The organism is Bacillus salacetis (assembly GCF_049177075.1).
GTDB lineage: Bacteria > Bacillota > Bacilli > Bacillales > Bacillaceae_B > Rossellomorea > Rossellomorea salacetis_A.
Genome location: NZ_CP185377.1, coordinates 4,193,384 through 4,213,800 on the forward strand (window position 1 = coordinate 4,193,384; position 20,417 = coordinate 4,213,800).

Annotated in this window: 20 protein-coding genes and 1 riboswitch; of the genes, 8 read left to right on the top strand and 12 right to left on the bottom strand. The window is 45.2% G+C overall.

The genetic code is table 11. The features are described 5' to 3' along the window. Positions 1-111: 111 nt before the first annotated feature. The 9 genes from ACOJQI_RS21560 to ACOJQI_RS21600 form a co-directional block, all read right to left on the bottom strand. Positions 112-849 (bottom strand): NERD domain-containing protein, encoded by a 738-nt coding sequence (locus tag ACOJQI_RS21560; RefSeq protein WP_421381983.1) that lies wholly within the window; start codon positions 847-849, stop codon positions 112-114. A gap of 131 nt (positions 850-980) precedes the next feature. Next, entirely contained in the window at positions 981-1,931 is a 951-nt protein-coding gene (gene hutG, locus ACOJQI_RS21565; protein WP_421381985.1) for a formimidoylglutamase, read from the bottom strand. Beyond that, positions 1,909-3,186: an imidazolonepropionase gene (gene hutI, locus ACOJQI_RS21570; protein WP_421381987.1), complete on the bottom strand. Its 1,278-nt coding sequence runs from the start codon at positions 3,184-3,186 to the stop codon at positions 1,909-1,911. The genes hutG and hutI overlap by 23 nt, the downstream gene beginning before the upstream one ends. Continuing rightward, positions 3,186-4,847 carry a urocanate hydratase gene (hutU, locus tag ACOJQI_RS21575; RefSeq protein ID WP_421381989.1) on the bottom strand — a complete coding sequence of 554 codons (1,662 nt, stop codon included), beginning with the start codon at positions 4,845-4,847 and terminating at the stop codon, positions 3,186-3,188. The genes hutI and hutU overlap by 1 nt, the downstream gene beginning before the upstream one ends. A 14-nt stretch (positions 4,848-4,861) precedes the next feature. Then, entirely contained in the window at positions 4,862-6,379 is a 1,518-nt protein-coding gene (hutH, locus tag ACOJQI_RS21580) for a histidine ammonia-lyase (RefSeq protein ID WP_421381991.1), read from the bottom strand. Between the two features lie 215 nt (positions 6,380-6,594). Further along, positions 6,595-7,041, bottom strand: a complete 447-nt coding sequence (gene hutP, locus ACOJQI_RS21585) for a hut operon transcriptional regulator HutP (protein ID WP_421381993.1) — start codon at positions 7,039-7,041, stop codon at positions 6,595-6,597. Positions 7,042-7,203: 162 nt separating this feature from the next. Beyond that, on the bottom strand, positions 7,204-7,782 hold the full coding sequence (locus tag ACOJQI_RS21590; RefSeq protein WP_421381995.1) for a transposase: 579 nt from the start codon (positions 7,780-7,782) through the stop codon (positions 7,204-7,206). A 175-nt stretch (positions 7,783-7,957) separates the two neighbouring features. Next, a complete protein-coding gene (locus tag ACOJQI_RS21595; RefSeq protein WP_421381997.1) occupies positions 7,958-8,119 on the bottom strand; it encodes a hypothetical protein in 162 nt (53 codons plus the stop codon). 153 nt (positions 8,120-8,272) lie between these two features. Continuing rightward, positions 8,273-8,755 (bottom strand): hypothetical protein, encoded by a 483-nt coding sequence (locus ACOJQI_RS21600; protein ID WP_421381999.1) that lies wholly within the window; start codon positions 8,753-8,755, stop codon positions 8,273-8,275. Between the two features lie 104 nt (positions 8,756-8,859). Here ACOJQI_RS21600 and ACOJQI_RS21605 point away from each other — a divergent pair, with 104 nt between their 5' ends. The 7 genes from ACOJQI_RS21605 to ACOJQI_RS21635 all read left to right on the top strand — a co-directional run bounded on the left by ACOJQI_RS21605 (position 8,860) and on the right by ACOJQI_RS21635 (position 18,093). Then, the gene (locus ACOJQI_RS21605) at positions 8,860-9,372 is read left to right on the top strand and encodes a helix-turn-helix transcriptional regulator (RefSeq protein WP_421382001.1); all 513 of its coding nucleotides are present in this window, start codon (positions 8,860-8,862) and stop codon (positions 9,370-9,372) included. A 78-nt stretch (positions 9,373-9,450) separates the two neighbouring features. After that, positions 9,451-9,548, top strand: a riboswitch (cyclic di-GMP riboswitch). A gap of 13 nt (positions 9,549-9,561) precedes the next feature. Next, positions 9,562-9,690, top strand: a complete 129-nt coding sequence (locus ACOJQI_RS21610; protein WP_421382003.1) for a hypothetical protein — start codon at positions 9,562-9,564, stop codon at positions 9,688-9,690. A gap of 126 nt (positions 9,691-9,816) precedes the next feature. After that, complete coding sequence (locus ACOJQI_RS21615) at positions 9,817-10,476, top strand: hypothetical protein (protein WP_421382005.1); 660 nt, start codon at positions 9,817-9,819, stop codon at positions 10,474-10,476. A gap of 15 nt (positions 10,477-10,491) precedes the next feature. Next, positions 10,492-11,748: an efflux RND transporter periplasmic adaptor subunit gene (locus tag ACOJQI_RS21620; protein WP_421382007.1), complete on the top strand. Its 1,257-nt coding sequence runs from the start codon at positions 10,492-10,494 to the stop codon at positions 11,746-11,748. A 104-nt stretch (positions 11,749-11,852) separates the two neighbouring features. Further along, positions 11,853-13,460, top strand: coding sequence for an alkaline phosphatase (locus ACOJQI_RS21625; RefSeq protein ID WP_421382009.1), 1,608 nt, complete (start codon positions 11,853-11,855; stop codon positions 13,458-13,460). A gap of 180 nt (positions 13,461-13,640) precedes the next feature. Continuing rightward, positions 13,641-15,278, top strand: a complete 1,638-nt coding sequence (locus tag ACOJQI_RS21630) for a hypothetical protein (RefSeq protein ID WP_421382011.1) — start codon at positions 13,641-13,643, stop codon at positions 15,276-15,278. After that, positions 15,271-18,093, top strand: coding sequence for a DEAD/DEAH box helicase (locus ACOJQI_RS21635; protein ID WP_421382013.1), 2,823 nt, complete (start codon positions 15,271-15,273; stop codon positions 18,091-18,093). Before ACOJQI_RS21630 ends, ACOJQI_RS21635 begins: the two co-directional genes overlap by 8 nt. A 254-nt stretch (positions 18,094-18,347) precedes the next feature. On the opposite strand, the gene ACOJQI_RS21640 is transcribed toward ACOJQI_RS21635, so the two are convergent. The 3 genes from ACOJQI_RS21640 to ACOJQI_RS21650 form a co-directional block, all read right to left on the bottom strand. Continuing rightward, positions 18,348-18,536, bottom strand: coding sequence for a hypothetical protein (locus ACOJQI_RS21640; RefSeq protein ID WP_421382015.1), 189 nt, complete (start codon positions 18,534-18,536; stop codon positions 18,348-18,350). A gap of 45 nt (positions 18,537-18,581) precedes the next feature. Further along, a complete protein-coding gene (gene ssb / locus ACOJQI_RS21645; RefSeq protein WP_421382017.1) occupies positions 18,582-19,001 on the bottom strand; it encodes a single-stranded DNA-binding protein in 420 nt (139 codons plus the stop codon). A gap of 237 nt (positions 19,002-19,238) precedes the next feature. Continuing rightward, positions 19,239-19,541 (bottom strand): DUF5658 family protein, encoded by a 303-nt coding sequence (locus tag ACOJQI_RS21650; RefSeq protein ID WP_421382019.1) that lies wholly within the window; start codon positions 19,539-19,541, stop codon positions 19,239-19,241. 352 nt (positions 19,542-19,893) lie between these two features. Here ACOJQI_RS21650 and ACOJQI_RS21655 point away from each other — a divergent pair, with 352 nt between their 5' ends. Then, positions 19,894-20,334 (top strand): YwpF-like family protein, encoded by a 441-nt coding sequence (locus ACOJQI_RS21655; protein WP_421382021.1) that lies wholly within the window; start codon positions 19,894-19,896, stop codon positions 20,332-20,334. Positions 20,335-20,417: the final 83 nt, after the last annotated feature.

Below are 20,417 nucleotides of genomic sequence, written 5' to 3' on the forward strand. Positions count from 1 at the left end.
TCTAATTCCCCCCTTCAAGTTTTGCTGTTTACCTTTAGACGGCAAGTAATGGGAATGTGTCTCAAAAAATTAAAGGACCACCCTTTTGGGATGATCCTTTTGTCAGGTTTGTCATGCAGTATATCGGCATTCCGGATAATTCGCACATCCTCTGAATCTTCCATGTTTGCCGAGTCTGTCCACCAAATGCCCATTGCATTTGGGACAAATATTCCTGCTTACCTTTTGCTCCAATAGGAGCTGGTCTGCCTTCACTTGAGAAACATGGTCTTTTGCAGCATCTTTTCCCTTGATTGCTGAAGAATTTAAATGGTCATAAACAGCTTTTGCATATGGAGTGGACATCTTTCGATCCTGATAAGAATTGATTACTTTTTGCACCCTGTTATCGTAAGTCACATGTACATCAGAGGACGATACCGTTATTTTTTTCAATTCTGCTTTAGAATTAAAAGCAATGATGGATATGTAAGGCAACTTGATATGTTCGCCCACTGCTTTTTTCACAGCTTCGATATGTCCATAATTTTGGTAGATTGGATTATGGAACCTGTGCTTGCTTTTATATATTTGCTGTGTCCACTGTTTACTTTTTTCACTTCCAAAAATCCACCCTTTATAATTCTTTGTTTCAATGACAAAAATTCCATAAGGTGACACTACCACATGATCTACTTGGGTGGTTTTGCCGTTCTGTGCAGGAAGCAATATATTATGTAAGATGAAATAGTTCTCCTGATCCAACTTGCTTAAGTGGAATCTTATCCAACTTTCACCTATCATTCCTTTCACACTAGGATGGTTCAATAAAGCCGCTGCGACCAATAACAGTAAAAATAATCCTACCAATTGCGTTACCTCCGTGATGTAATAATCTTTCCTATAATACCATAAATTTACACTTAGGGTAACGCACTTTATCCCTTTAAAGCACTGGGGGACAGTCCCCTGTTACGTTAACGTAACAGGGGACTGTCCCTCTAGGTGGTGCGGTCTTTTAAACTGTTCAGCAGCAGGTGGGCGGCAATCCGGCTGGTCATGTTACGGATGTCGAGGGTTGGGTCGATTTCGACGATATCCATGGCTGCTGTTTTCTGGTGTTTGCAGCCGATGCTGACGGCTTCCATCAGGGTTGCGCTGTCCATCCCTCCTGGACCGATGGCCGGACAACCCGGGGCATAGGCCTGGTCTAGGACGTCCATATCCACGGACAGGTAGATGAGGTCGACTTTGGCCTCGAGCATCTGTAGCGATTCTTTCATGATATCTGCGATGTTCCGCTCGCGGACTTCCTTCATTGTATAGACGCTCACGTCATTCTCCATCGCATATTGATAATACGCCCCTGCGTTGGAGTAGTTTCGGATCCCGATCTGCACCAGGTCCTCACCTTTGATGATCCCTCTTTCTATTAACCTGCGAAATGGCGTTCCGTTCGTAGGACCCCCATCCTCGACATTCCGCAAATCATGGTGGGCATCGAACTGGATGACCCCTACCCTTCCTTTATGTTCTGTGAGTGCTTCTATGGTAGAAGTAGAAATGGAATGGTCGCCGCCCAATATGATCGTAAATGGTGCGGCGTCCTCCGCCCAGACTTCAGTGAGAGATTCATAGATTCTATTTTGTGACTCCACAATGCTTGTCGGGTGCATGAGGATATCGCCGAAATCAATGAAGGTGTTATCCGACAAATCCCGTTCTTCTTCAATGGCGAATGTGGAATACGAGCTGAGACAGCGGCGGATCACCTCTGGAGCAAAGCTTGCCCCCGAGTGGCTGATGGATGATTTGGAAAGGGGTGCCCCGACAAGAGCGATATCCCCTTTTTTCTCTTCCACCCAAGGTGCCAGCAATTCATTTGCTTTTTTAGTGTAGCGGTCTTTGAACTGGGCCTTTCCAGCTGTTCTAAGATGTGTAAACCTGCTCATCTTCCCGCTCCTTCCCATACACCGCTCTGCCTGCTTTCCAGACGGTGTTCACGTGGTTGACGCCATAATGATACGGAACATAGTGATAGTTCGGAACATCCCATATGACGATGTCTGCTTGACGGCCAATGGCAATTTTCCCTGCACTTTCACCTCTGTTGATGGCGTGAGCAGCGTTGACCGTGACGGCATTCCAGATTTCTTCCGGCGTCATCTTCATTTTCAGGGCAGCCAGGTTCATGATCAGCTGCAGGTTTTCCGTCGGCGAGCTGCCCGGGTTAAAATCGGTTGAAAGTGCGACCGCCGCACCTGCTTCTATCATTTCTCTAGCTTTGGCATAGCTGTCTTTGTTCAGGTAAAAACAAGTTCCCGGCAACAGCACAGCTATCGTGTCGGATTCCCCAAGCATTTTGATTCCTTTGTCTGAAGCACCAACAAGGTGTTCACCGCTGATCGCCCCGACTTCAACTGCCATTTCCGTTCCGCCAAGCGGATCGATTTCATCGGCATGAATTTTAACCTGAAAGCCCATTTCTTTTGCTTTGAGGAGATAATTGCGGGCCTGCTCAACGGTAAAGACACCTGTTTCAGAAAAAATATCAACAAATTCAGCAAGCTCTTCTTTTTGGATTTCAGGAAGCAGATCCAGCATTTCTTGTAAAAAAGCATCAGGGTTTTCTTTGTGTTCCGGCGGGATGGCGTGTGCACCCAGGAACGTTGATACTAAATCGATGTGATGGCTCTGGTTTAGTTTTTTTACAACTCTTAACTGCTTCAACTCGGTATCCTTATCCAAGCCGTATCCACTCTTTGCTTCCATGGTGGTCACTCCATAGGAAAGGATGCGGTCCAGGTGGAAACGAGCTTTTTCGGTGAGTTCCTCCTCTGTTGCTTCCCTAGTCGCTTTTACTGTAGACAGGATCCCGCCGCCTCGTTTCAGGATTTCCAGATAAGGGACGCCCTGCTGCTTCAGGGCCATTTCATGCTCGCGGGAACCGCCGAACACGAGGTGGGTGTGCGGATCTACTAGTCCCGGAGTCACTAGTTTGCCTTTGGCATCAACAGTTTTATCGGCTGCCAAAACGCTTGTTTCAGAGGCCTTCCCAATCCAGGCAACCTTTCCATTTTTAATAGCCAGTGCAGCATTTTCTATTAAAGGCGCATGGGACATCTGCTCTCCCTTGGCCGGGCCATCTCCATGATCCATCGTCAGCAGCTGCCCGATATTTTTAATCAGCACATCGTATTGAGTCATTATTTGTCTCCTTTCATCGGCACTTTAATATCCCACTTATCCGCTGTTTCTTCTGCTTTTTCATATCCTGAGTCGACATGGCGGATGACGCCCATTCCCGGGTCCGTTGTGAGGACACGCTCTAAGCGCTCATGCGCAAGGTCGGAACCATCAGCGACAACGACCATCCCGGCATGAAGTGAATAGCCCATTCCAACTCCGCCGCCATGATGGAAGCTGATCCATGAACCGCCTGCTGCCGTGTTGATCAGCGCATTCAGGATTGCCCAGTCACCGACAGCATCGCTTCCGTCTTTCATGGCTTCTGTCTCACGGTTTGGAGATGCTACGGAGCCGCAGTCGAGATGATCACGTCCGATGACGACTGGTGCTTTCAGCTCACCTTTTTTTACAAGCTCATTGATCGCCAGCCCCATCTTCACGCGCTCGCCGTATCCAAGCCAGCAGATCCGTGACGGCAGTCCTTGGAAGGCGACTTTTTCCTGCGCCATATCAATCCAGCGGATCAGTTCCTCTTTCTCCGGGAAGAGTTCTTTTATCAGGCGGTCTGTGCGGTAGATATCTTCCGGGTCACCTGAAAGTGCCGCCCAGCGGAATGGCCCTTTTCCTTCACAGAACAGCGGGCGGATGTAGGCAGGGACGAATCCCGGGAAAGCGAATGCCTCCTCGACGCCTTCATCTTCAGCCACCTGGCGGATGTTGTTTCCGTAGTCAAAGACAATGCTTCCGCGGCGCTGGAACTCCAGCATTGCCTCTACATGTTTCGCCATACTTTTTTTCGCTTGAGCTGTGTAGAGATCTGGATTATCTTTTCTTGCCACGTCAGCCTCTTTGACCGTGTAACCTTCAGGCACATAGCCGTTAAGCGGATCGTGGGCGGACGTCTGGTCTGTGACGATATCGATTTTGGCTCCTCTTCTAAGCAGTTCGTGGTGGACCAATGCCGCGTTTCCAAGAAGGCCGATTGACAGTGGTTTGCCTTTTTCTTTGGCTTCGTATGCCATCATCAGGGCTTCGTCCAGTGAGTCTGTTTTTACATCTAGATATTTAGTATTGATGCGTTTTTGGATACTTTCCGGATCGACATCCACCGCAATGACAACACCTTCGTTCATTGTGACAGCGAGCGGCTGTGCCCCGCCCATGCCCCCAAGCCCGGCTGTCAGTGTGATCGTTCCTTTGAGCGATCCGTTAAAATGTTCACGGGCTACCGCCGCAAACGTTTCATAGGTTCCTTGTAAAATCCCCTGCGTGCCGATGTAAATCCAGCTTCCCGCGGTCATCTGCCCGTACATCATCAATCCTTTTTTGTCGAGCTCATGGAAGTGCTCCCAGGTCGCCCATTTAGGCACGAGGACTGAGTTGGAAAGGAGGACCCTTGGAGCGGCTTCATGTGTTTTGAAGACTCCTACCGGCTTTCCGGATTGGACCAGCATCGTTTCGTTGTTTTCAAGCGTGCGGAGCGTTTTGACGATAGCATCAAACGATTCCCAGTTCCGCGCAGCTTTGCCGATTCCGCCGTAGACAACGAGGTCCTCCGGTTTTTCTGCCACTTCCGGATCGAGGTTGTTGTACAGCATTCTTAGGACTGCTTCCTGTTCCCAGCCTTTGCATTCGATTTCCAAGCCTTTTTTTGCTCTGATTTGACGAGTTTTTTCCATTTATAGTTCCTCCCTTATTGGGTGATTTTTTTAATAGAGTTATAGTCCTGCCAGTTCATTTCCTGCAGCCAGAGCTGGAGGTTTTCGATATCTTTGGAGAAGATGCGGTCCTTTTTAATGGTTGGGACGGTTTTTCTGGCTTCTTTGTAAAAATTCTGTGTCGCGGGCGCCATTTTTTCGATGCCGCGGTACTCGACGGCTTGCAGGCTGCAAATTAGTTCCACTGCTAAGACCCTTCTTGTATTTTGTAAGATTTGATACGCGTGACGCGACCCGATCGTCCCCATGCTGACGTGGTCTTCCTGGTTGGCCGAAGATGGGATGGAATCGACGCTTGCCGGGTGGGCCAGGGTTTTGTTTTCCGAAACGAGTGACGCTGCCGCGTATTGCATGATCATCGCTCCTGACTGCAGGCCGGGTTCCGGGCTCAGGAAAGGCGGCAGGTCATTCAACTGCGGATTAACCAGCCTCTCGACTCTTCGTTCGGAAATGTTGGCAAGTTCCGCAATGGCTATTTTCATGAAGTCCATGGCGATGGCAATCGGCTGGCCATGAAAGTTCCCGCCGGAGATGACTTTTTCACCGTCTTCAAAAATCAGCGGGTTGTCGGTTGCTGCGTTCATCTCGATTTCGAGTTTTTCTTTTACATAATCAAGGGCCTGCCAAGAAGCACCGTGGACTTGCGGAATGCATCGTAACGAGTAGGCATCCTGGACCCTCAGTTCCCCTTGGGAGGTGATGAGCTTGCTGCCGGCGAGATGAGTGCGAATCCTTTCTGCTGTTTCGATCTGCTGGCGGTAGCCCCTGGCAATGTGGATGTCTTCATCGAAAGCGTCGATGATCCCCCTCAGGCCTTCGATCGTGAGTGCGGCAATCATCTCTGATTGGTATGCGAGCTGTTCGGCTTCGATGTAATTGATGACTCCCATGGCGGTCATCGCCTGTGTTCCGTTGATGAGCGCAAGGCCTTCTTTGGCCTGCAGGGTAATCGGCATGATGTCTTCCTTTGAAAGGACAGGCAGCGTCGGCTGGACTTCCCCTTTGTAAAAGACCTCTCCTTCCCCCATCAGGGCGAGTGCCAGGTGGGACAACGGCGCGAGGTCGCCTGATGCTCCCAGCGATCCCTGCTGCGGGATGACCGGGTGGATTTGTTTGTTGAGGAGTTCTATTAGTGTTTCAATAACCATGGGTCTCACTCCGGAGTAGCCCTTGAGAAGCGCGTTGGCTCTCAGGAGGAGCATCGCACGGGAGACTTTTTCCGGGAACGGATCTCCCAATCCACAGGCATGGGAATGGATGAGATTCAGCTGCAGCTCTTCTACATGTTCCTGGTCAATGAGCACGTCGCTGAACTTCCCGAAACCGGTATTGATGCCGTAAACGATTTTCTTTTCGCGTACGATTCTCTCCACCGCTTCCCTGCTTTGCCTTACCTTGCTGAGGCTTTGCGGGGACAGCGCCACCTTTTCATTTCCATAAATAATCTTCTTCGCTTCCTCTAATGTCAATGTATGTCCAGTCAATTCAATCATTCATCATCACCCTTTATGATTTGATTTGTCGCTTTAGCGCATTACCGCACCGGGGGACAGTCCCTTGTTACTTTAAAGTAACAAGGGACTGTCCCCCGTCGCTTTAAAGTGGTAAAGCACTGCTAGGTTAATTGAGAAAAATAAAAAGAGGCTCGACGACAAATAAAGCTTGTCATCGAGCCTCCTGATTTCTAATCACTATAGGCTCTTTCCTATTAAATATGGTTGATTCCAAGACCGATGGTTTCATGCTCAAGGCCTTTGATGGGTGCACCGATCGTTCCGTAAAGCGCCACGGCAATCCATTCGCCTTCTTCAGGATTCTCGTATGGTGTTCCCCTGACAACGGCAAACCTTAATCCGACCGTTCTGAGAATTTCACCGAGCTGGGTCTGCCCGCGGGTGACTCCCGAGATGGCTTCCATCGTGGCGTGGTATAGCGAGTGCATCTCTCTGTAGAGATCCTCCCTGACAATCCCGTTTCGCTTGGCTGCCGTCTCAATCGCAGCAACAATCTTTTGGACATTCATAGAACCGACCTTGCCTGTGCAATACTGCCAGTTCAATTCATTGAATTGTTCATTGTACTCTTCTTCGTTTCCGTCCATAAGGAGAAGAAGAAGTGCACTCTTGCCTATGCGGTGTTCATCTACTATTCTCATGGCTTCCGCACCTTCTGATTTCTGAATTTACTAATAACTATTCTCATTGTATGGGTTTTCATTGAGGCGGTCAACGCATTATAGGAAAGTTTTAGAAACTTAGATTGTTAACGCGTTAAAGCGGTGGGGGACTGTCCCCCACCGCTTTAATGTGTGAAAGTGTCAGGGTTTTAGGAAGGTGTCTGCCTGTTCTTGCTCTTTATAGGTGCGTTTTCTTAGGATAAATTCGTTGTAGTGGTCAGGTGAGGCATCAGGGAAGAAGGAAAGGATCTTGTCGGTAGTGATGAGAGGATTCTTTTTTTGATGATAATAAGAGGAGTAACTGCTCCAAGGATAGTGCTCAGGTTCCTTGACTAGTTTTGCTTCTACCGGATTAAGGTGAATATACTTGCTTACACCGAGGAGATATGATGTTGAATCAACGAGCTTTGCTTGAAATCTATCCTGGTACAGATGACCCGTTACGTCATATTTTTTGTTGTAATACAGCGCATAACTGGTGTTGATCTTCCTGAATAATACAGTTGGAGAATGATTGATTGGTTCGAGCAGTAAATGGAGATGATTGTTCATCAAACAATACGAGTGGAGAATGTAGGGAAATTGTTCGTAGGTTAGCTGAAGAATGTCCAAATACTTTGTGAAATCCTTGGATTCGTGGAAAATAATAGATTTCCTGTTTCCACGCATCATAATATGATACGGGGCGCCCAGTATCCAATTACGGGGTTGCCTTGCCATTAAAACACTCCTTTCAGATGGATTACTACTAATATTCTCTACATCAGGCACCCATCCCTCTTTCTAATTAAAAATCCTTTAACACTTTAGCAAACCGGGGGACTGTCCCCCGGTGCTTTAAATTGATAAAGCGCTTACATAAAAATTAAAAAAAGCACTCTCGACTGTTTTTGGTCTAAAGCGCTTTTTGTTTAACGAATGTATATTCAGTTTGAAGTTCTTTTTGAAGCCAGTGTACCATTTTTGAAGCATCCATGTTGCCATTGCTTGCTTTGTCAAATGCTTTTTGCATGAGATTGAGTAATTGCTGTTGTTCCTTGGTTGAATCCTGGTGCACTAAGAAAACCTCCTAAAATATCTATCTTGTATTATTATATTTACCAATCTTGTGGAATGTTAAACTTCAGTAATATACATACAATACCAGAAATCTACAAGCTTCGTAAATACAATATTTGGATTTTATGTGAATTTTTTAGGAGGAAGACGACTATCTTACAAATCTTACAGTGTTATCGTCATGATCATCCGGGTGATTGCTGCTTTTGCCTGTTCTGCCTTTGCGTGGGTGTAACAAAAAAGATAAATATTTATCTTTTCTTTGCAGTGTGAAACATTCAACGATGTGATAAAACATTTCATCGGTCAGTTCATCATAATAAGTAAAAGGCTCAAGCACCAGTTTTTCTTCATTAACAGTCAACTTGAGAATGCTTTTTACTCCCCTTACATCCGCCCTTAATAAGAATTTTGTAGAGCGGGTTAATGGTATGGGAAGGAAGCTAAGAAAACTTGGATCAGAAGTTAAGTCCTGAATAGTCAAGCTCTTCATAGTCGATGTGAAATTTCCAATCGAAGTAAGCAAGAATGAATCCTCCGTATACCTCCCTCTAAAGAATAAGTAATAATCCCTTACATCCATTGAACTAACACCATCACCTAAACAATTAAGCAGCAACACCTTTTTCTTCATCTTTTCCTCCCGCTATTCAATTTTTGACAATATAGGACTTTTTTCACCCTTATTTTCATTTTACAGGAAAAATATGTAATTTATCAACACAAACAAATAAGTAAATGAATGATTTACTTTGTTTAGTAAAGTATTTATTTACTTTAATTTTCTTTCTTTCATTAAGGGTTATGTTATTTACATCTACTGAAGAACTGTGGGTGATAACATTGATTTTTTCTGAGGCTTTAAAAAGATATAGACAAGAAGTGGTACAGCTAAGTCAAGTTGAGGTTGCTAAACGCTTGAACATCAGCAAACAATTGTTTAACAGTTATGAAAATGGGAAGTACCAATTTCCCAATGATATCTTAAGGAAACTCGTTACTCTCTATCAGATGTCCCCCGAGGATTTATTTCGTATCATTTCCGATGCACCATATCCAAGTGATCAGAGAGATTCCACTATGGTGTTACGAGAGAAATTTGAAGAAGGAGAATGGGAACGAGCCATAGACATATTGAGAAAATACCCGCAACTTAAAAATATAATCATTACTGCCTCCTATTACAATCCGAGACAACAAGAAAAGTATATAAATAAATTAGTAACTCTCTTCAAGACCCTGGAAGAATGACTTTCCGACTTTTTCCGACAAATTCCGACTAAAATACTATTAAACAATAGAAACTTTGGTCGATAAAAAAAGTGTCACCATACGAAAAGGCAAAATTATTGAAAGATAATGACGCAAAGCTAAAGGGGCTTCGGTGTCGTGACGGACTATGATATCCATGCCAGCCAGCTATCGAAAAGGAGGAAAAACATGCACTTTTTAACCCCGGAGGAACTGAAAGCGCGGAAAGCCAGAAACAGAATGATCATGTCGGGCTTCACCGTGGTTGGATTAATCCTGTTATTTACAATAGTAACAGTAATCACTTATCAGTTATAATGGTTAAATGCAAAGGCTCTCCAATTGGGAGCCTTTTTATATTATATTTCTACAATTTATGGAAAAGTTCGCTCTTTTCCGATAAAATGGATTGAGGGATTTAGAAACCATTGGGGGAATACATTCATGAATGAAGTTAGACTTTTAAAAGGATTGCTGCATCCTTCTACATATTTCTATCAATTAAGAGAATCAGAGATTTTAAAAGGCTACTCTCAAAAAATCATATTTTTGTTTGTTCTATCATTACTGATTTTTGGTTTAAATGCCGGTTTTGGCTGGGGAACAGTCCCTTTAACGAAAGAACTGACTACAATATCACCTTTGGATTTTGAAGTTAATAAATTTTATTTCTTATTGGGAAGGTTACTGCTGGGACTGTTATATGCAGGTATTATCTTATTCATTCCCGCTCTATTATTCTGGACACTTTCCGATGCTGATTTTAAAAAGATCGTTGCAGTGCAAGGTATTACACTAGTGATTCTACTTTTGGAAAAAGTGATTTACCTGCCGTTCCTTACTTTTTTATCATTAAATTGGTATTCTTCCCCCTTCGCACTCGGCGTAATCGGTCAGACCCTAACAGATAATGAATGGCTGAAATACTTTCTCGGAAGCATCTCTTTATTCAAAGTATGGGCTGCCTATATCCAATTTATCGGTTTAAAGCGGCTCACGGAAAAGAAGACATGGATCGTTATATTATGGATAGTTGTGTTAAACCTCCTGTTCTGGAGCATTACTGCGTTTTTAGCTTATATAGACTTCTCGATATTGGTATAAAGGCGGTGACCTGAAATGAAAAAAATTATTGTATATCTAGCTATCGCTCTTTCCCTAGCTTTGATTATCACGAATGTATACTTAATAGAAAAAGCCCACAGCAAGGTCGACCGTAATTCCTTTGTAAGTGACTGGAAGCCAATCAAAACTGGAAACCTGCAAAACACACTGGAGAAAACTGCATCCCTTGCTTCCGCAGAAGAAAGCTACGTCTATTTTGACAGCAGCTTCGGTACCTTCCAGGAATTCCTTGTAAAAGAAGGGGACGAAGTATCTGCTGGTAATGATTTGTACACCTATGAGGCAGAAGATACACTTAGGCAGGAGCAAGTTCTTGAATCGGAAATTGAGCAGCTGGAAGATGAAATCGACAGTATTAAAAGTAACATCAGTGATCTTAGGTCGCTGAAACCTTCTGCAAGCTCAACCAGGATACCAAGAATATCTTCAACAGAAGAATTTCCTCCTGATGAAAGCCTGGAGGCAAGCGCCCTTGAAATTGACTACTTTGTCGAACAGGAGATTGCCGCAAAGGAACTCGAAATTGACCGCATGGAAAATAAAGCGGACAATTATGAACGCCAGCTGAATGATTTGAGGTCCTATGAGAAAACAGTGACGGTTCAAAGCGAATTAGACGGGATTGTAAAAATGGTCTCCCGTGACCTGGACAACCCTCTCATCGTCATTGCATCCACCTCACCTGTTGTTCAAGGAGAGCTGACTGAACAGGAAATTTTAGAAGTAATTGAAGGCCAAGAAGCTTTCATTCGTTCAACAGCAGTCAAAGACAAGTTGAATGGCTTCGTTACAGATATTGCTGCTCTGCCTTCTGAAAACACGACAGAAGATGGAGAAAGCTCCTATCCATTCAAGGTTGAATTTGGAGAAGACCAGGAAATTGAAAAATTACGTCCGGGCTTCCATGTTTCCCTTTCCATCGTTACCGAGGAAGCAAAGGATGTCCTGACTGTTCCAGAAGAAAGCCTGCTAAAGAATGGAGCAAAGAAATTTTTACTTATCGTCACCGATGACGGGAAACTAAAGAAAAGAGAAGTTACTACCGGCATGAAGTCGGATGGAAAAGTGGAAGTTCAAACCGGCATTAAGAAAGGTGAGGTCTTTGTTGTCGATCCTGGCAAGATGGACTTGCCTGGTTCTACATTGGTTACACCGGTGAACTTCGACAGATTGACCAACAGCGCAATTAAAAATGCTGACAAACATACTATTCTTGAGAATATTCTTCTTGGAATCCTAGAGAGGAAATAAAGTGAAGCGCCGTGCCTATCTTAAAGGTACGGTGCTTTTTTTGGTATAGAATGGATTGGCCTCCTCATACTAATCCTGAATAGATTTTACTAAGGAGGATACCCATGAAAAACCTAATAAAAGTTCTTATTCTTCTGCTATTCTTTTCTATTATTTTTGCTGCCGTACCTCCCTCCTGCCTTTTAGCCCAAACATCGAAGAAAAATGTCATCTTCATGGTGATGGACGGGACCAATTCCGATATCGTAACATTGGCCCGCTGGTATAAAGGCTCTTCATTAGCATTGGATGAGATTCTGACCGGCGGGGTCAGGACCTATTCCCATCAGTCGGCTATCACGGATTCCGCGGCTGGCGGGACTGCCATGGCTACCGGGTTCAAGACGGATGCTGATTTTATCGGGATGGTGCCGGACGGTAATAGCTCGAAGCCTGCGGTGAGTCTGCTTGAAGCAGCCCGTTTGAGGGGATATGGAACAGGAATCGTTGCCACGTCCCCCGTTCAGCATGCCACCCCGGCTGCTTTTTCGGCTCATGTGAAAAATCGTGATGAATTCAGTGATATCGCCGAACAGCAGGTGTACCAAGGGATTGATGTTGTGTTGGGCGGAGGTCTTGCCTGGCTTCATAGCGATGAGGAGAAGAGAATGGCAAATGACGACGGGATGTTGAAAACGAAGGAATCCGCCAGGAAAGATAAAGAAAACCTGCTTAAGGTGATTGAGGAGAAGGAGTATCATTTTATTGAAAAGAAATCCGACCTTGATGTTCGTGGTGCGGGTAAGCTGTGGGGGAGTTTTGCCTCGGAGGACATGGCTTATGATTTTGACCGGGCCGCACTTCTGCCGGGGCAGCCTTCACTGGCGGAAATGACCGAGACTGCAATTAATCGGTTGAACTCGACTGGGAAAGGATTCTTTCTGTTTGTGGAAGGAAGCAAGGTCGACTGGGCCGCTCATAAGAATGATCCTGTGGGCATGATCAGTGAAGTTTTGGCATTTGATAAGGCGGTTGGGAAGGCTGTCGAGTTTGCTAAACGAGATGGCAATACGATGGTGATTGCTGTAACCGACCACGGAAACAGCGGCCTGACAATTGGAAACGTTACAACGGATAAAAACTACTATGATCAGCCTGTTGGTGATTTTGTAGAGCCATTAAAAAAAGCTAAGCTGACGGTCAAAGGCGCTTCCTCCCAGTTAAAAAAAGACCGGTCAAACCTGAAAGAAGTCCTGGCCTCTTATGGACTGGATGAACATACTGAAAAAGAATTCTGTAGAGTCGAAAAAGCTGTGACAGTCACGGATGTAGAAGATGAAATGGCCGCGATGCTCAGCAAAAGGGCCTCCCTGGGCTTCACCACCCACGGCCACACCGGGGAAGATGTGTTCCTGTATGCATATGGACCAGGGAAGCCGACGGGACTCCACGAAAACACCGACCTCGCTGCTGCCGTTTCGGAATATCTTGGCTTGGATATAAAAGGGCTTGGGGATTGGTATGTGGATGCTCATGAGTATTATACGTCCAGAGGCTATAAAACCAAAGTTGATTTGAGCGATAAACACAACCCTGTTTTTAAAGCAGAAAAGGGTGGCGAAAGACTGGAGTTTCCCGAAAACAAGAACATCATGATCCAAAATGGGAGGGAAATAGAACTTCAAGCCGTCAACGTCTACAACGGCGACACCTTCTTCATCCATGTCGAATAACCTTTACCACTTTAAAGCAGTGGGGGACTGTCCCCCACTGCTTTAAAGTGATGATGTGCCATCTTCTTCAAAACCGATTATTTGTTAATCTCCCCCGCTCTCCATTTTCCTGCTGATTTGCGTTATAATAAAAGAATGGTTAATTTTTGAACGGAATCAGTCAGGAGGCGGCGAATCCTTATGAATGCACAAGAGTTACAGGAAAAATTGACACCATTAAGCGATTACTTGCTGGAAGAACTCCCGTACGGCAGCGAGAAGCAGAATATCGTCCAAAAAGGACTGCTGCTCTACCGGCAGAATCTTGTTTCCAATATTAAATTTCATGATGACAGCATCACAGCGGATGTCCAGGATGTTACGCCGGTCAAGGTAACCCTGGAACTGGAATTCCCACGGCTGAGCAAGTGTGCATGTCCCGCCCAAGTCTGGTGCCGCCACCGCATGGCTGCTTTTTTTGCTGTATTCAGCAAAGCTTCCCCGGTGACCAACTGGATTCATCAATGGCGGACAAAAACAAGCCAATCAGAGGCAGCCGCTCCTCCTGAAAAAAAGGAAAACCTGCAGGATATTCTTAAGAAACACGAAGGCTCCATCAAAAAAGCCAGCGACCTGCTGAAAGACCGCAAGCAGCGCGGAGACACACCTGAAGAATGGTGGGACTTCCTTCAATATCAATTTGATGAGTGGGATAAGGATGCTTTTCACCGCCAGTCCCACCTGCTGGACCTCCATATCCAGAACTTTTTCCGCAAGCTGATGAAAGACGCTCCCTTCGAACGGGAATGGAAGCCGCTTTACAAGCTCTACGCAACGTTCTTTCTTTTTCAAAGTTTCGACCGGATGATGATGTTTTTTAAAGGAAGAAATGCTGACACATCCCACTACGAATTTTTGATAGATGAAATGTTCGACAGCGTAAAACAGCTTTCGGTGCATGCGATGCCGTTCAGTTTCGACCCTTTTATCGAATTTTTAAAAGGAAAGACAGAAGAGCTTACCGCTTCAACCGAAAATAGTACACTGGCAAAAGCGGAGATCTACCGCTTCCTTTGGTACTTCCTTTTTAAGAAGAAGGCTTGGCGCCAGGCAGAGGTTGAAAGGCTTCAGGAGGAACGATCTCCTGAAGATCTCTTCTACTCCCTGGCCTTGCTCCATCAATATATTATGCTGGAAGAAAACGAGGCGGCAGCAAAAGAAATCGAGAAACTGGGTATTGAAATAGTCCCCTACTCCGATTTCTGGCTGGAGCAGCTTTTTCAAAATAAAAAACACGAGCAGGGTGTTGCCTTCTTGAAAAGCATCCTTCCGAAGGTGCCTGCCTATGTCAACAGCCTGCCTTCCTACGACAGTGCCGCCTTCACCCGTTGGTTTTTGCGGACAATGCCGTTTGACTGGATGATGGAAAATGAGCATGCTCTTCTCAGAAAACTGCTTGTCGCCCTTCTTCCGTACAGCTATTCCTGGTACAACGACTTCCTCCTTGGTTCAAAGTCCTACCGGGAGTGGGTCGAGCTGCAGCGCTTTGTCGGGTATGAGCTGAGGGAAATGGATAACCTCGGACTACGCGATGCTGCGAAGGAAGCTCCGCAGCTTGTCCTCCCCCTCTATCATGAAGGAATCGAGCATTATCTCGCCGGCAGAAGCCGTGATAACTATAAACAGGCGGTCAAATATCTAAAGAGACTGCGGACACTGTATAAAAAGCTCAAGAAAACCGACCAATGGGAAATGTACTTGGATTTGATTTTAGATAAAACAAAACGTCTTCGTGCGTTCCATGAAGAATGCAGAAAGGGGAAGCTGATCGATGCTTAAAACACGGATGCTGCATGTGTACCTAGAGCCTTTGGAAAACGGACGCTTCTTCCTTTACTGTGAGAATGACAGCGGTTTTGATGTGCCCGTTGATGACTGGAAAAGCCAGCTGTTCCTCTGGCACGAACCAAGCTTTTACGGGACAATGGTGACCTCACGGGAGTCCGGGACCCGAAAAGGAATCGAAGTCTCAAGCTGGGACCTCCTTTTACTTTTAGCCGACGAATCCTTCAGCGGGATGATTGACTGGCACTGGGATGAACTGGGGCAGAAGTGCCTTGCCGTCGCACCGATCATGTATGACTCGATCCAGGAGGGCAAGTGGATTCCCCGCTTTGAAGACATGGCCGAGAATGGCCTTACCTTCCAGGTTCCCGATGAACTTTGGGATAATTTCTCCGAGGAGTTCTGGCAGGAGGACATTGGCGAAGAATCCGCGGAAGAATTCGTTTCCGACTGGTATCAGCGGGCCGTACGCCAGTCGCTTTCCTCCGGAGGCAGCGACCATCTCTTCACCCGCTTGAAGAAACTTGAAGACAGCACGCTGACACCCGAGGAACTTCATGCTTATTTTGACGAAGAAAAATGGAGTGAATGGGTCGGCCTGACAGAAGATGAAGCACCCTTTACACTGGGCCTTCGTCTCACAGAACCATTGGAGGAGCACGACCCTTGGGAGCTTGAAACCATTCTACGGGATAAAAAGCGCACCGATAAGGTCTACTCTCTTGGAGAAGACAAGCTGCCTCCTTCCTATAAAAAGCATTTAGCGTCGATAAAAGAGGAGCAGGAACGCTGGATGAAAATGCTGCCGCTTCTGGATCAGGGCGGCGAAGTCCGGAATTCCCTTGACGAGCATGACGCATGGGATTTCCTGACCATTCTTAGCGAAAAATTCCTTGATCTCGACATTGAAATCCTCCTCCCTGCATGGTGGCAGGCGATGAAGGATGCCCAGATGACGGTGAAAGCAAAGGTGAAAAACACTGACAGCTCATACCGACCTTCCTTTGTAGGACTTAATGCCATGCTCGATTTTGACTGGCGGCTTTCGATGAACGGTGTCGACCTCTCGGAAGAGGATTTTCAAAATCTCGTGGATGACCAGCGCCGTCTCGTAAAAATCAGGGGCCAATGGATGAAGCTCGATCCGGCGATGATCCGCCGCATCCAGGAATTGATGATCAAAGCAAAACAAGAAGGCATTTCGATCCAGGATATGCTCGAACAGCAGCTGGTTCCTCGGGATGAAGACGACGAGCTTGCAGGCGAAGACGACTATGATCCTTACGAGTTTGCCAAGATCCAAATCGACCTGAACCGCTCGATGAAAAAAATGATCGATACGCTCAACAATACAGCAGAAGTGCCGATTGTTCCGACTCCTGAACAATTCCAAGGAGAGCTGCGTCCTTATCAGCAGCAGGGAATGAGCTGGATGCTGTTCCTGCGCAGATATGGGTTCGGTGCCTGCCTTGCTGATGACATGGGCCTTGGTAAGACCGTTCAGCTGATTACGTATCTGCAAGAGGTGAAATTGAAGGAAAACCCTCAGGCACCGGCATTAATCATTGCACCAACATCAGTTCTTGGGAACTGGCAGCGCGAGCTTGAAAAATTCGCACCGGATTTGAAGGTTCAATTACATTACGGTTCCAACCGTGATAAAGGGATCGATTTTGCACGGGGCCTCCTGGATGTCGACGTGGTCCTGACTTCCTACGGATTGTCCCATCTTGATTTTGAAGAACTGGAAACAATCGAATGGACAGCGATTTCCCTTGATGAAGCGCAGAACATCAAGAATGCCAATACGAAACAGTCCCGAGCCATCAGGAAACTTGAAGGCAAGCACCATATCGCTCTGACAGGAACACCGATGGAAAACCGCTTGTCCGAGCTGTGGGCAATCTTTGACTTCTTGAATCACGGCTATCTTGGCGGATTCACGCAGTTCCAGAAGAAATATATAGTCCCAATTGAAAAAGATGAAAATGAATCCAAAGTAAAAGAGCTTCAGGCTAAAATTAGGCCGTTCCTGCTGCGCCGGACGAAAAAGGACCCGGAAGTCGAACTCAATCTGCCGGATAAAATCGAGCAGAAAGAGTATTGTGCTTTGACCGCTGAACAGGCGTCACTGTATGAGCAGCTCATTAAAGATACCTTTGCCCAGTTGGAAGCTTTGAGCGGGTTCGAGCGGAAAGGACTCGTCCTGCAAATGCTGAACCGCTTGAAACAGCTTTGCAATCACCCTGCCCTCTACTTGAAAGAGCCGGAGCCAGCCCATATTGAGAAACGCTCCGAGAAAATGCGAAAACTTGTGGAGATTATTGAAGCTGTACTGGACTCCGGGGAAGCCTGCCTGATTTTCACACAGTACATTTCCATGGGTGAAATGATCCAGGACGTCATGAAAGAGAAGTTTGGTATCGATGTACCATTCTTGAATGGAAGCATGGGAAAAACTCAGCGTGACAACCTGGTAGAACGATTCCAAAATGGCGAATTCCCTGTGTTCCTTTTGTCATTAAAAGCCGGAGGTACCGGATTGAACCTCACTGCCGCCAACCATGTTGTCCACTATGACCGCTGGTGGAACCCGGCAGTCGAAAACCAGGCAACCGACCGTGCCTACCGAATCGGCCAGAACCGCTTCGTCCACGTTCATAAAATGATCGCCTCCGGAACACTAGAAGAAAAAATCGATAAAATGCTCGAGAAAAAACAGGCACTTAACGACGAAATCATCCAGAGCGACCAATGGATGACCGAGCTCTCCGACCGCGAACTGCACAGCTTGTTATCACTCGAATAAAACAAACGCAAACCCCATTGAAGGGTTTGCGTTTTTCTTGGATGCATCCTTTACCCCTTTAAAGCGATGGGGGACTGTCCCCCATCGCTTTAAAGGGGTAAAGTGACCCGCCATAAGAAAAAGCCGGCTCCATGAAGAACCGGCAAATAGTGAGGTGGATAACGAAGTATAGATATTGAATTTCTATTTGTGCAGAATAAGTAGATGGTTGATGCGGAGTTTCAGGTTATGAAATAAAACAAGACTTTCCGAACTTAATTGGCTTTGTGTGAGTTTGTCATGAAAGATATTTTTCTATTCGCAGTATCCAGGGGTTTATCTGAGGAGGCTCCTTTCTCAAGCAGTGCAACCCGCTGTGAAAGGTAATACAGTTCTACATTGGCCCTTGCCAGTTTCCTTATCAGATCTTCAATCAATCTTTCCGTCGATTCGTTTCTATTCATTATGGACGCCCTCCATATTTAGTCATAAACCAAACTGATTATTCCTTAGAATACCGGCAAGGCCTTCTCCGCTTCCGGATTCCTTGATTGCGGCTGTGATTGTAATTGTGATTGTGGCTGCGGTAATGGCTTGGCTGGCTGAGTCGGCCTTCCATCCAGGAATTTCACCTGTTCCGCCACTACTTCCGTTACATAGATTCGCTTCCCTTGGTCATTTTCATAATTCCTGGTCTGGATGCGCCCCACCACACCCAAAACCGATCCTTTATTACAGAACCTTGCCGTGTTTTCAGCCGCCCGCCTCCACATCGTGCAAAGTACAAAATCAGCTTCATAATCTCCTGACTGATTCTTGAACTGACGATTGACCGCAAGAGTGACATTCAACACCGCTTTCCCCTCAGCGGTGTATCGCATCTCCGGATCTTTCGTCAATCTTCCTACCAACGTGACCTGATTTATCATGTTCTCTCACCTCTTTTCTTTCGTTGGTAAGTACAGGATAAATGGTTTAGTTATTGATGTAAAATCAATAAAAACTTATTTCTGATAAGGGGCTGTTGCAAAAATGCTATTTTCTCAAGACTAAAACCTGTTTTTCAAACTCAAGTGAAAGAAAAAAACTCGTAATAGAGAAATTCTCCTTTTGTTAAAATTCACCACAGTCCCTCAATGGTGACTGTCCCCCGCTGCGGGAATGGGTTAATTCAATAAAGCATGTGATATCCAAGTTGTATGGAGGATAATGATAAAGGTGTAGAGGGATACGGCGGTATATGTTAATGAAGTTAACCATTTTTTTGCCGGGAAATTATCATAGTAGATAAAAACATATATAAAGGCTGAGAAGGATAATTTAATTCCCATAAAAAGGAATGGATGGGTTTTATATAGAACCGCCATAAGCGGGTTGGCTTCTTCAATAAATCCTGCCTCTAAACCCAGCATTGTAATTATTCCATCAATGATATTAAGAACAGCTAATAAATGAAGAGCCAGCCTCATGGTGCCCACCCGCTTTCAAGGTTTTAATTAATTAATGCCCGTGAAGACTTCCAATAAAAACAACGGACCGTCTGTGCTTAATAAAGAACGCAAGTCTATTTTATCCCCTCCTGATCAAAAATTAAATGTTAAACTTTCCAATAATATAGAAATTTTACCGGCAATTATTTATGTCTTGTTTCAACACCAATATTTTTACACAAATGAAGAAAATTATGAGAAAATATTGGAGCTGGGTAATTTGCATATTTGTATGGTAGTAGAAAAATTCAGGTTAAGATACTTATCCATCATTAGGTTTTAATTTCCCATTATGTTATAATTTGTACAAACTAAAATTGGAGGATCGTTCATGAAAACCTTTAAAGTAATCACTCTTCAAGTTGTTGAAAACGATGATCTTAAAGATATAGAAATTGTGGACGGTTTAATTATTAATAAAGAAGACAATAAAGGCACATGGCTTATTGAAGGATGCATGGACAAGGAATACTATGACTTTTTCCGTGAGGCTCAGCAATGTGCAGATGATCTTGAAGTCCAAGTTGTTATCTCACATCCCGAGAATGACCCAGCTGCTTTCATGACCAGAATCAGCTGCATTAAAACGATGGACTTTCACTTGAGTGTTCTTTTTGAAGGGAAATTAAAGAAAATGCGTAATGAATATGCCGAGCTCTTGCTGGATGACCTGGTTGAAAAAGGCTTAGAAGGCGCTGTCCTTGTACAAGAATTTAAGAGTAAAATGCGCTCAAAGCCTAGATTGGCGGCCGCTTCAAAAACAACAAATTAAATTTTCAGACAAAAAATGACATTCATCTTTAAAAAATCCATATTCTTTGTGGTATAATACAATAGATAAAGATGATTATACGT

Coding starts and splice junctions, on each gene's coding strand:
- ACOJQI_RS21625 (WP_421382009.1), top strand. CDS start 11,853: ATGAAAAACCTAATAAAAGTTCTTATTCTTCTGCTATTCTTTTCTATT.
- ACOJQI_RS21590 (WP_421381995.1), bottom strand. CDS start 7,782: ATGGCAAGGCAACCCCGTAATTGGATACTGGGCGCCCCGTATCATATT.
- ACOJQI_RS21635 (WP_421382013.1), top strand. CDS start 15,271: ATGCTTAAAACACGGATGCTGCATGTGTACCTAGAGCCTTTGGAAAAC.
- ACOJQI_RS21640 (WP_421382015.1), bottom strand. CDS start 18,536: ATGAATAGAAACGAATCGACGGAAAGATTGATTGAAGATCTGATAAGG.
- ACOJQI_RS21650 (WP_421382019.1), bottom strand. CDS start 19,541: ATGAGGCTGGCTCTTCATTTATTAGCTGTTCTTAATATCATTGATGGA.
- ACOJQI_RS21630 (WP_421382011.1), top strand. CDS start 13,641: ATGAATGCACAAGAGTTACAGGAAAAATTGACACCATTAAGCGATTAC.
- ACOJQI_RS21600 (WP_421381999.1), bottom strand. CDS start 8,755: ATGAAGAAAAAGGTGTTGCTGCTTAATTGTTTAGGTGATGGTGTTAGT.
- ACOJQI_RS21615 (WP_421382005.1), top strand. CDS start 9,817: ATGAATGAAGTTAGACTTTTAAAAGGATTGCTGCATCCTTCTACATAT.
- hutU (WP_421381989.1), bottom strand. CDS start 4,847: ATGGAAAAAACTCGTCAAATCAGAGCAAAAAAAGGCTTGGAAATCGAA.
- ACOJQI_RS21605 (WP_421382001.1), top strand. CDS start 8,860: ATGAATGATTTACTTTGTTTAGTAAAGTATTTATTTACTTTAATTTTC.
- hutG (WP_421381985.1), bottom strand. CDS start 1,931: ATGAGCAGGTTTACACATCTTAGAACAGCTGGAAAGGCCCAGTTCAAA.
- ssb (WP_421382017.1), bottom strand. CDS start 19,001: ATGATAAATCAGGTCACGTTGGTAGGAAGATTGACGAAAGATCCGGAG.
- ACOJQI_RS21655 (WP_421382021.1), top strand. CDS start 19,894: ATGAAAACCTTTAAAGTAATCACTCTTCAAGTTGTTGAAAACGATGAT.
- hutH (WP_421381991.1), bottom strand. CDS start 6,379: ATGATTGAATTGACTGGACATACATTGACATTAGAGGAAGCGAAGAAG.
- hutP (WP_421381993.1), bottom strand. CDS start 7,041: ATGAGAATAGTAGATGAACACCGCATAGGCAAGAGTGCACTTCTTCTT.
- hutI (WP_421381987.1), bottom strand. CDS start 3,186: ATGACTCAATACGATGTGCTGATTAAAAATATCGGGCAGCTGCTGACG.
- ACOJQI_RS21620 (WP_421382007.1), top strand. CDS start 10,492: ATGAAAAAAATTATTGTATATCTAGCTATCGCTCTTTCCCTAGCTTTG.
- ACOJQI_RS21610 (WP_421382003.1), top strand. CDS start 9,562: ATGCACTTTTTAACCCCGGAGGAACTGAAAGCGCGGAAAGCCAGAAAC.